This window comes from Myxococcus sp. CA040A (assembly GCF_013336725.1).
Classification (GTDB): Bacteria; Myxococcota; Myxococcia; order Myxococcales; family Myxococcaceae; genus Myxococcus; species Myxococcus llanfairpwllgwyngyllgogerychwyrndrobwllllantysiliogogogochensis.
In genome coordinates this window covers 1-11421 of record NZ_JABUMR010000005.1, presented here as the reverse complement: position 1 = coordinate 11421, position 11421 = coordinate 1, and the positions used below count along the sequence as shown (strand labels likewise).

The 11421-nt window shown below is 70.3% G+C and carries 1 protein-coding gene; it reads right to left on the bottom strand.

Features of this window, described 5'->3' with window-relative positions:
• On the bottom strand, window positions 1–11421 hold an 11421-nt coding region (locus HUA75_RS22000), incomplete at both ends, for a non-ribosomal peptide synthetase (protein ID WP_174487503.1).

The following is an 11421-nucleotide window of genomic DNA, read 5'->3' as shown; positions in this document are numbered from 1 at the left end:
CCACCACCACCGCGTCGCCGATGGAGGCATGCGTCCGCAGCGCGGATTCAATCTCTCCCAGCTCGATGCGGTAGCCACGCACCTTCACCTGGAAGTCGGCGCGGCCCAGGTACTCCAGCCGTCCGTCAGCGCCCCAGCGGACGCGGTCGCCCGTCCGGTACATCCGGGCTCCAGGCAGCGTGCTGAAGGCGTCTGGAATGAAGCGCTCCGCGGTCAACGCGGGACGCCGCCAGTAGCCGCGCGCCACGCCCGGGCCGCCGATGAACAGCTCACCCACGATGCCCACCGGAACGGGGCGCAGGTGGGCATCCAGGACGTACAGGCGGGTGTTGGCGATGGGACGGCCGATGGAGATGGAACCGCTCGTCGCGTCTCCAGGGGCCACGGTGTGGACGCTGCAACCGACCACCGTCTCGGTGGGGCCATACTCGTTGATGAGCAGGGTGTCCGGAGCGTGCTTGCGCCAGAAGGCCATGCCCTCGGCGGTCAGGGCCTCTCCACCGATGACGAACGCACGCGTGCGACCGGCCGCCTCTCCCGGTGTGAGCTGGGAGGCGAGCAGTTGCAGATGCGTGGGAGTCAGCTTCACGAGGCTGAAGTCGCGGCCCTCGCGCAAGGCTTCACCCAGCCCCTCCACGCCCGCTTCCTCGGGAACGAGCACCACGGGTCTCCCCGCGATGAGCGGAGCGATGAGGCTGGTGACGGTCAGGTCGAAGGAGAGAGGCGAGTGGACCGGAGAGCCGGAGCCCTCTGCGATGCGGTATGCGCGCAGGGCCCAGGTGAGGTAGTTCACGACGCCCCGGTGCTCCACCATGACGCCCTTGGGGAGACCGGTGCTGCCGGAGGTGTAGATGAGGTAGGCGAGGTCTTCGGCGGTGGCCAGAGGGGCCGGAGCAGTCGTGGGCTGCTTGCCCGCCGTGACGTCCCAGTCGTCGTCGACGCGGAGGACATGGAGCGCGCTCGCGGGCAGCGCGTCCGCGAGCACCGACTCGGTGAGGACGATGGAGACGTGGGTGTCGTCCAGGAGGAAGGCGATGCGAGAGTCAGGCAGGGCCGGGTCGAGAGGCAGGTAGGCGGCACCGGCCTTGAGGGTTGCCCAGAGGGCGACGACCATCTCCGGCGAGCGGCGGAAGTACAGGCCCACCCGTGAGCCTCGCCCGACACCCAGGTCGCGCAGCGCGTGGGCGAGCTGATTGGCGCGTGCGTCCAGTTCACGGAAGGTGAGCTGAGCGTCGCCCATGGACACGGCGAGCGCGTCGGGAGAGCGAGCGACGGTGTCCTCGAAGAGGGCGTGGACGGTGGTGTGCGCGGGGAAGTCCGCGCGTGTGTTGTTCCACTCCACGAGGACGCGGTGCTGCTCGGCCTCGTCCATGAGCGGAAGGGTCGCAACGGGGGCATCCGGTTGTTCCACCGCCGCGCGGAGCAGCATGAGGAAATGGGACGCCAGTCGAGAGATGGTGGCCGCGTCGAACAGGGCCGTGGAGAACTGGAGCGAGCCCTGGAAGCCCGACGGCGTCTCGCTGAGGGAGAGGTCGAGGTCGAACTTCGCGACGGCGTTGTCGAAGTCGACGGGAAGGACGCGCAGGCCGGGCAGCTCCAGGTCTCCCATGGGGGTGTTCAGGAGCGAGAAGAAGACCTGGAACAGGGGAGAGAAGCCCAGGCTGCGCTCGGGCTGCAGCTCCTCGACGAGCTTCTCGAAGGGCACGTCCTGGTGCTCGTACGCCTCCAGCGTGGAGGCGCGCACCTGGGCGAGGAGCACTCGGAAGGAGGCCCGCGAGTCGATGCGCGCGCGGAGCACGAGCGTGTTGACGAAGAATCCGATGAGGGGCTCGGTCTCCGCGTGGTTGCGGCCGGCGATGGGCGAGCCGACGGTGAGGTCGTCCTGCCCGGAGTATCGCGAGAGCAGGAGTTGGAAGGCCGCCAGCAACGTCATGAAGGGTGTGGCGCCTTCACGTTGGGAGAGCGCCTTGACGGCCTCGGAGAGCCGCGCGCCGAGGGAGAGCGGATGGGACGAGGCCGTGCGCGATTGAACCGCGGGACGCGGCCTGTCGGTGGGCAGCTCCAGCAGCGCCGGAGCCCCCTCGAGGTGCTTCTTCCAGTAGTCCAGCTCCGTGCGCAGCGCCTCGTCGCGCAGCCAGCCGCGCTGCCAGGCCGCGAAGTCGGCGTATTGCACGGGCAGCGGAGGCAGTGAGGCAGGCACACCGGACAGGTGCGCGGCATAGAGCGCGCCCAGCTCGCGTACCAGCACCCCGGTGGACCAGCCATCCGAGACGATGTGGTGGACGGTGAAGAGCAGCAGGTGCGCGTGCTCCTCCAGTTGGGCGAGGCAGAGGCGGAAGAGGGAGTCCGAGGTCAGGTCGAACGGGCGAGCGGACTCCTCCAGGGCAAGGCTCCGCTCCTCGAAGGAACGGGAGGTCGGGTCGAGGTGACGGAGGTCGATGCACGGAATGGTGACGGGAGCAGCCGCGCGGACTCGCTGGAGGGGCTGCCCGTCGACGGAGGCCGTGAAGGTGGTGCGCAGCACTTCATGTCGTGCGACGACCTCGGAGACCGCGCGCTCGAGGGCGGCGACGTTCAGGGTGCCTTCGAGGCGCAGGGCGATGGGGATGTTGTAGAGGGAACTCCCCGGCTCGAGCTGGTCGATGAACCACAGGCGCTGCTGTGCGAAGGACAACGGCAAGGCCTCGGTGCGAGGCATGGGTGTCAGGAGAGGCGCCTTCGAGATGCCTCCACGCGAACTCGCGTCGATGCGCGCCGCGAGGGACGCGACGGTGGGAGCCTCGAAGAGGGCTCGGAGGGGCAGCTCGACCTGGAAGGCCACGCGGATGCGCGAGGCGAGCTGGGTGGCGAGGAGCGAATGGCCGCCGAGCGCGAAGAAGGAGTCCTCGGCGCCGACGCGCTCGATGCGCAGCAGCTCCGCCATGAGGGCGGCCAGCGTGCGCTCGGTGTTGGTGCGAGGCGCGACGTAGGTGTCGGTGAGAACAGCGTCGGGGGCCGGCAGGGCGCTCCGGTCGAGCTTGCCGTTGGCCGTGAGGGGCAGGGCCTCCAGCGGCACCAGGACGGCGGGCACCATGTACTCGGGAAGCCGCGCCAGGAGGAACGTGCGCAGGGCCGCGACGTCCACCGTCTCGCTGGCGACGACGTAGCCCACGAGGTGCTGGTTGCCCGGCGAGTCCTCTCGAACCAGCGCGACGGCTTCACGAACGTCGGCGTGCGCCAGGAGCGCGGCTTCGACTTCACCCAGCTCGATGCGCTGGCCGCGCAGCTTCACCTGGAAGTCGAGGCGGCCGAGGTACTCGAGGGTGCCGTCCGCGAGCCAGCGCGCCTTGTCTCCGGTGCGGTAGATGCGGGCGCCAGGCTCGATGCTGAACGGGTCTGGGATGAACCGCTCCGCGGTGAGGTGCGGGCGGTGGAGGTAGCCGAGCGAAAGCTGGGCACCGGCGAGGAAAAGCTCGCCCGGGACCCCCGTGGGGACGGGCTCGAGGAGCGCGTCGAGGACGTAGGCCCGCGTGTTGGAGACCGGCCTGCCGATGGGAATGGCCGCGCGAGACTCCGACGGTGAGGCGAGGGCGAACGTCGAGTCGATGGTGACTTCGGTGGGGCCGTAGAGGTTGACGAGCAGGGCCCTGGGGAGCGTGGCGTGGAGGCGGCGCGCGAGTTCGGAGGGCAGGGCTTCGCCGCCGCAGAAGAGGAAGCGGAGGTGGGAAGCCGCGCTCGCGAGCCCTTCCTCGTCGAGGAGGAAGCGCAGCAGGGAGGGGACGAGCTGGAGGACGGAGACGCGGTGTCGCAGGACGCTGGCCAGGAGCGCGGCCGGGTCGCGGTGGGCGTCGGCGGGCGCGAGGACCAGGGGGAGTCCCGCGAGGAGCGGCGCCCAGATTTCCCAGACGGAGGCGTCGAAGCTGAGCGGCGTCTTGAGGAGGACCCTGTCGCCGGGCAGGAGCGGGAAGGCGGAGAGCAACCACGCCATGTGGTTGGCGAGGGCCTGATGCGAGACGAGCGTGGCCTTGGGCTGGCCAGAGGACCCGGAGGTGTAGATGAGGTACGCCGGGCTGGAGGGAGCCACGGCCACCTCGGTGTCGAAGCGTCTCTCGCCGTCATCCCCATGCGCGCCCCATTGCGGGTCGAGGGAGATGACGGTGGGGCCCTCGGGCAATGCCGCCTGGAGGTGGGGCTGGGTGAGGAGCACCGGGGGCGCGGCGTCCTGGAGCATGAAGGCCAGTCGCTCACGGGGATAGGCCGGGTCCAATGGGAGCCACGCGGCGCCCGCCTTGAGGATGGCGAGCAGGGCGACGGGCAGCTCGAGTGAGCGCTCCATGAAGACGGCGACGAGGGAGCCCGGACGGACACCTGTCTGGAGGAGCCGGGCGGCGAGACGGCTGGCGCGGGCCTCGAGCTGGGAGAAGGAGAGGGTGCCATCATCCGAGATGACCGCGGTGGCGTGCGGCATGAGCCCGGCCCACACGGAGACCTGTCGATGGACGGGGCTGTCGAGCGGGAAGTCGATGCCGGTGTTGTTCCACTCGACGAGGAGGCGCTGCCGCTCGGCGGCGTCCATGAGCGGCAATGAGGAGACAGGCACCTCCGGCTGGGCCACGGCGGCGCGGAGCAGGGTGAGGAAGTGCGTCGCCATCCGCGCGGCGGTGTCCGTGTCGAAGAGCGCGGTGGAGAACTGGAGCGCGCCCTCGAAGCCCGTGGGGGACTCGGAGAGGGTGAGGTCCAGGTCGAACTTGGCGAGCAGCCCCGTCGGAGCGAGCGGGCGCAGGCTCAGGCCGGGAAGCTCCAGGTCGCCGGTGGGCGCGTTGAGCAGCGAGAAGGTGACCTGGAAGAGCGGAGAGAAGCCGAGGCTGCGCTGAGGCTGCAGCTCCTCCACGAGCTTCTCGAAGGGCACGTCCTGGTGCTCGAACGCGCCGAGGGTGGAGTGCTTCACCTGGGTCAGCAGCTCGGAGAACGTCACGCGCGGGGCCACCCGGGCGCGCAGCACCAGGGTGTTGACGAAGAAGCCAATGAGGTCCTCCGTCTCGGCGCGGTTGCGTCCCGCGATGGGTGAGCCGACGACGACATCGTTCTGCCCGGAGTAGCGCGCGAGCAGGAGCTGGAACGCCGCCAGCAGCGTCATGAAGGGCGTGGCGCCATGGCGCTGGGAGAGCGCCTTGATGGACTCGGACAGCTCGGCTCCGAGGGAGACAGGGTGAAGCGCCGCCTCGCGTGAGGCCAGCGCGGCACGAGGCCTGTCGGTGGGCAGCTCCAACAAGGGGGGCGCGCCGGCCAGTGCGTCACGCCACCACGCGAGTTGCTCCTCCAGGGCCGCATCTCGCAACCAACCGCGCTGCCACACGGCGAAGTCCGCGTACTGCACGGCCAGCTCCGACAGGGGAGACGGAAGGCCCTCGCGGAAGGCCGCGTACAGGGCGACCAGCTCGCGCACGAGGACGCTCATGGACCACGCGTCGGCGACGCCGTGGTGCAGGGTGACGAGCAGCACGTGCGAAGTCGTGGCCCGCCGCAACAGCGTGGCGCGCAGCAACGGACCGCGTGCGAGGTCGAACGGGCGCAGGGCCTCTTCCGACGTCAACCGCCGCATCTCGCGGTCCCTCTCCTCGGGCGCGAGCGACTCCAGCCCCACCACGGGCAACGGGAACGGCGCGGCCGGGTGGATGCGCTGGATGGCCTTTCCGTCCACTGCGCCGAAGGTGGTGCGCAGGGACTCGTGGCGGCGTTGCAGCTCGGTGAAGGCGCGCTCCAGCGCGGGGCCCTCCAGCGGCCCCTCCAACTCCAGGGCCGTGGGGATGTTGTAGAGCGAGCTGCCGGGTTCGAGCTGGTCGATGAACCACAGCCGCTGCTGGGCGAAGGACAACGGCAGGTCTCCCGTGCGCGGCGCGGGAGTCAGCGCGGGGGCCTTGAGGGTGCTCGCGCCGGCCTGGGCCAGCGTATCCAGCCTCAGGGCCAGCCGCGCCACGGTGGGGGCCTCGAAGAGCTCGCGCAGGGGCAGCTCGACTCCGAAGGCGACCTGCACGCGCGAGAGGGCCTGGGTGGCGAGCAGTGAGTGGCCACCCAGCTCGAAGAAGTCGTCATGCACGCCGACGCGCTCGACGTGCAGCAACTCCTGCCACAGCGTGGCGAGCCGCGACTCCGTCTCACCGCGGGGCGCGACGTACTCCCGGACCTCGGTCTCGCCCGTGCCTTCGGGCGGAGGCAGGGCGTTGCGGTCCACCTTCCCGTGGGCCGTGAGCGGCAGCGCGGGCAGGACGGCGATGGCGGAGGGCACCATGTGCTCGGGCAGCCGCTCTTTGAGCGCCGCGCGCAGTGAGGCCGGGTCGACCGACTCGTCCTCCTCGGCCACGACGTAGGCCACCAGCCGGGTGAGGCCGGGAGCATCCTCGCGCACGACGGCGACGGCCTCGCGCACGGAGGGGAGCCGCGAGAGGACGGACTCCACCTCACCCAGCTCGATGCGGAAGCCGCGCAGCTTCACCTGCGAGTCGAGGCGGCCCAGGTATTCGAGCGTTCCATCGGCTCGCCACCGCGCCCGGTCTCCAGTGCGGTAGAGCCGCGCTCCGGGCACTCCGGAGAGTGCGTCCGGGATGAAGCGCTCGGCGGTGAGCGCGGGCTGTCCCAGGTAGCCTCGCGCCAGACCAACGCCGCCCACGCAAAGCTCGCCGGGCACGCCGACGGGCTGTGGACGCAGCGAAGCGTCCAGTACGTACACCTGGAGGTTGGCCCAGGGGCGACCGATGGTGAGGACCTGTCCGGCCGTCAGCGGCTCGGTGATGGAGGCGCAGACGGTGGTCTCGGTGGGGCCGTACGCGTTGAGGAAGCGCACGTGCGGGGCCCAGCGACGCACCAGTTCCGGCGTGCACGCCTCGCCCGCGGAGACGAGCGTCTCCAACGAGGGGAAGTCCTCGGGCGACAGTTGCGCGAGGACCGAGGGGGTGAGCGTCACCGCGGTGATGGATTCATCCCGGGCCAGCGCACGCAGGGGTGCTCCGGGCAGGAGTCGCTCACGCGGCGCCAGCACGAGGGTGGCACCCGAGAGCAACGCGCCGAAGAACTCCCAGACCGATGCATCGAAGCCAGCGGAGAAGAACTGGAGGACGCGGCTTCCAGTGCCGAGCCCCATGGCACGGCCTGTCTGGAGGGCCGTGTTGCACAGGCCCCGGTGCTGCAGGAGCGTGCCCTTGGGCCTGCCGGTGCTGCCGGAGGTGTAGATGATGTACGCGAGGTTGTCGGCGGTGGTGGCCGGCTCGGGCGCGCGGGTGGGCTGTGCGGCGATGAGGCCCGCCTCGGCGTCGAGCAGGACGAGCTGCTCGCTCCCCGCCGGGAGTTCATCGGCGATGGCCTCGGTCGTGACGAGGACGGGCGCCGCGCAGTCGCGCAGCATGAACGTGAGGCGCTCGACGGGATAGCTGGGGTCGAGCGGGACGTAGGCTCCGCCCGCCTTGAGGATGCCGAGGATGGCGACGGCGGTGTCGAGCGAGCGCTCCACGCAGAGGGCGACGGGCACATCCTCGCGGACGCCGAGGCCCCGCAGGTGGTGCGCGAGCTGATTGGCGCGAGCGTCGAGCTGCGCGTAGGAGAGCTGCTGGCTCTCGAAGCGCACGGCGATGGCGTCCGGGGTGCGCGTGGCCTGCGCCTGGAAGAGCTGGTGCGCGCCGACGTCACGCGGGAAGTCGCGCGCGGATGCGTTCCAATCGACCAGGAGCTGGCGCTGCTCCGCCTGGGCCATGAGGGGCAGGTCGGAGATGGGCGTGCCGGGGTTCGCCGCCGCGGCCTCCAGCACCACGCCGAGGTGACGCACGAGCCCATCGATGGTGGCGGCCTCGAAGAGGTCCGTGCGGTACTCGCAGGTGCACTCCAGCCCGGCCTCCGTCTCGACGATGGCGAGGGTGAGGTCCAGGCGCGAGGTACCGGACTCCGAGAACTCTGGGCGCAGCGTGAGGCCGGGCACCTCCAGCGCCGCGGCTGGCTGGTTCTGCAGCACCAGCTTCACCTGGAACAGGGGCGTATGGCCGAGGCTGCGCTCGGGGTTGAGGGCCTTGACCAGTTCCTCGAACGGCAGGTCCTGGTGCGAGTGGGCGCCCAGCGTGACGTCGCGCACCTGGGCGAGCAGCTCGCGGAAGGTCATCCCCGGCGTGGTTCGCGCGCGCAGGGCGAGCTGGTTCACGAAGAAGCCGATGAGGCCCTCCGTCTCCACGCGGTTGCGGTTGGCGATGTCCGTGCCGACGACGAGGTCCGCCTGCCCCGAGTACCGCGAAAGGACGAGGTCGAAGCCGGCCAGCAGCGCCATGAAGAGGGTGGTGCCCTCACGGCGGGAGAGTGCCTGGAGCGCCGTTGCCAGCGCGCGAGGCAGCGTGCGGGTGAGGGTGGCACCCTGGAAGCCCTGGATGGCGGGCCGGGGGAAGTCCGTGGGGAGTTCGAGGAAGCGGGGCGCACCCTGGAGGTGCTCGCGCCACCAGGACAACTGCGCGTCGAGCGCCTCGCCCTGGAGCCAGCCGCGTTGCCACGCAGCGTAGTCCGCGTACTGGATGGACAGCTCGGGCAGCGGAGAGTCGTGTCCCGCGCGGAAGGCGGCATAGAGCGCGGCGGACTCGCGAACCAGCACGTCGACGGACCAGCCGTCCGAGACGATGTGATGCAGGGTCAGCAGCAGGACGTGCCGCGACTCGGAAAGACGCAGCAGCGTGGCGCGCAGCAGCGGCCCGCGAGTGAGGTCGAAGGGACGCCGCGCCTCTTCGCGAGCGAGGCGCCGGGCTTCCGCTTCACCTTCATCGACGGGGAGCGCGGAGAGGTCCACGCGAAGCAGCGGAACAGGGGCCGCTGGATGGATGACTTGAACCGGACCCTCGCGGAAGGTGGTGCGGAGCACCTCGTGGCGGCGCACCAACTCGGTGAAGGCGTGCTCCAGCGCGGGGACGTCGAGTGTCCCTTCCAGCCGGAGGCCCACGGGCATGTTGTAGAACGGGCTGTCCGGCTCCAGCTTGTCGAGGAACCACAGGCGTTGCTGGGCGAAGGACAGGGGCAGCTCGCCCGAGCGAGAGACAGGCTGAAGAAGCGGGGAGTGGCGCTCCACCGCATGAGTCGAGGACTCGAGCCGGCGTGCGAGCTGCGCGACGGTGGGCGACTCGAAGAGGACGCGCAGCGGGAGCTCCACCCCCAGCACGGAGTGGATGCGTGAGACGATCTGCGTGGCGAGCAGGGAGTGGCCGCCGAGCGCGAAGAAGCTGTCCTCGGCCCCGACGTGCGCCACGTCCAGCACCTGCTCGAACAACCGCGCGAGCTGCTCCTCCGTCCGTGAGCGCGGCGCGGTGTAGCGAAGGACAGAACCACTCTGGGCCGGCGCGGGGAGGGCCTTGCTGTTGAAGGAGAGAAGGACCTGCTCGAGTTCCTCTCCCGTCAGCAGGGAGATGGAGGCGACGCGTGCCTCCGGAGCAGCCATCAGCGCCTGGAGCGCCACGCCCCAGTGGTGCAGGAGGCGCTCGGGGATGGATGGCGCGAAGCGCGCGGCGTCGAACAAGAGACGCAGCTCCAGCGAGTCCCCGGGAATGACGTACGCCTCCAGCGGCGTGTCCGTCTGGTCGAGGATGGTGAAGTCGCGGATGCCCAGCGCTTCTCCGGCGGAATTCACCGCGGCATCGACGGGGAAGTTCTCGACGATGAAGAGGGACTCGAAGAGGGGCGTGCCACGCGGCACGTCGCTCCACCCGTGCAGCCGCACGAGGGACGTGTGCTCGAACTGGCGCAGTTCCAGTTGCTGGGTGTGGAGCTGCTGGAGCCAGGAGAGCGTGGTGGTGTCGTCGTCGACGAAGACGCGGACGGGCACGGTGTTGATGAAGAGCCCGATGGCGCGGTCGATGCCGGAGACGTCGGCGGAGCGACCCGAGGTGGTGGCTCCGAAGAGGATGTCCTTCTCACCGGTGTGACGTGAGAGCACCAGCGTCCACGCGGCCTGGACCAGTGCATTGAGGGTGAGGTGGTGCTGGCGGACGAAGGCCTGGAGGTCGGTGGAGGTCTGCGCGGGCAGGTGGAGCTGGAGGCGCTGACGCTGGAGCACCGAGTCCGGGCTTCGGGGAAGCGCACCCGGCAGGGGCGTGGGCGCGGTGAAGCCACGCAGCGTCTTTCGCCAGTAGCGCTCCGCGGGCTCCATCGGCTGGCGTTCGAGCCAGTTGATGTAGTCGCGGAAGGTCGTCGCTTCACGCCGGATCCACACCAGTCCCGCGCGAACCTGCTCGTAGGTGGTGAAGAGGTCCTGGAAGAGGAGGCCCATGCTCCAGCCATCCATCAGCATGTGATGCAGGGTCCCGAGAGCGCGCCAGGCGTGCTCATCGGTGCGGATGACCGTCAGTCGCAGCAGCGGTGGCGTGCGCAGGTCGAACCCGCGAGCGCGGTCCTCGGAGAGGAGGGCCTGGAAGCGGGACTGCTGCTCTGCTTCCTCCACTCCGCGCCAGTCGAGTTCCTCCCAGGGCAGGGCAGCACCGGGGTGGACGAGCTGAAGGGGCTCCTGTGAGCCGCCCGTGAGGAAGGACGTGCGCAGCAGGGGCTGTCGCTGGATGACAGCCTCCCAGGTGCGCCGGAACGCACCCAGGTCCAGGGCGTCACCGAAGGTCCACGTCAACTGGGTGACGTAGACGCCGGAGCCCGGCGCCGCGAGGGTGTGGAAGAGCATGCCCTGCTGCAAGGGCGACAACGGATAGAGGTCCTCCACCGGCGTGCCCGCTGTGACGAGACGGTCGGCGATGGCCTGCTTCAACCGGCTCAGGACGACGTCCGTGGACTCAGGACCCTTCGAGTCCGTCGATGCGCGCAGGGTGAGCTCGAGCAGCGCGGCGTCCGACTGCTCGGCCCAGGCGCCGCCCTGGAGCTGTACCACTCGGGCCAGGGCTTCCAGCGTCGGGTGTTGGAAGAGCTGCTGGGTCGTGAGCTGGACGCCCGCGTTGCGTGCGCGGGAGACAATCTGGATGGAAAGGATGGAGTCGCCACCCAGCGCGAAGAAGTTGTCATGGCGCGTGACGCGCGGCACGCGCAGGGCGTCGGACCAGATGGCGGCGAGGACCTTCTCCTGAGGTGTCCGCGGCTCGGAGTCGTCGGCGACGGCGGGCTGTGGACCCCGGCTCTGCGGCGCGGGGAGGGCCTTGCGGTCGACCTTGCCATTGGGCGTGAGCGGCAGCGCGGGCAGGGCGACGAAGAGGGCCGGCACCATGTGCTCGGGCAGGTGCCGTTGGGCGAAGTCTCGGAGCGCGGAGGAGTCGAGCGCGAGGCCGGGCTGAGGGACGAGCCAGGCGACGAGACGACCGTCACCCGAGGCGTCGAGGTGGACGCCCGCGACGGCCTGGAGGACGGAGGTGTGGCGTGAGAGGACGGCTTCGACTTCGCCCAGTTCGATGCGGAAGCCGCGCAGCTTCACCTGGAAGTCGGCGCGGCCGAGGA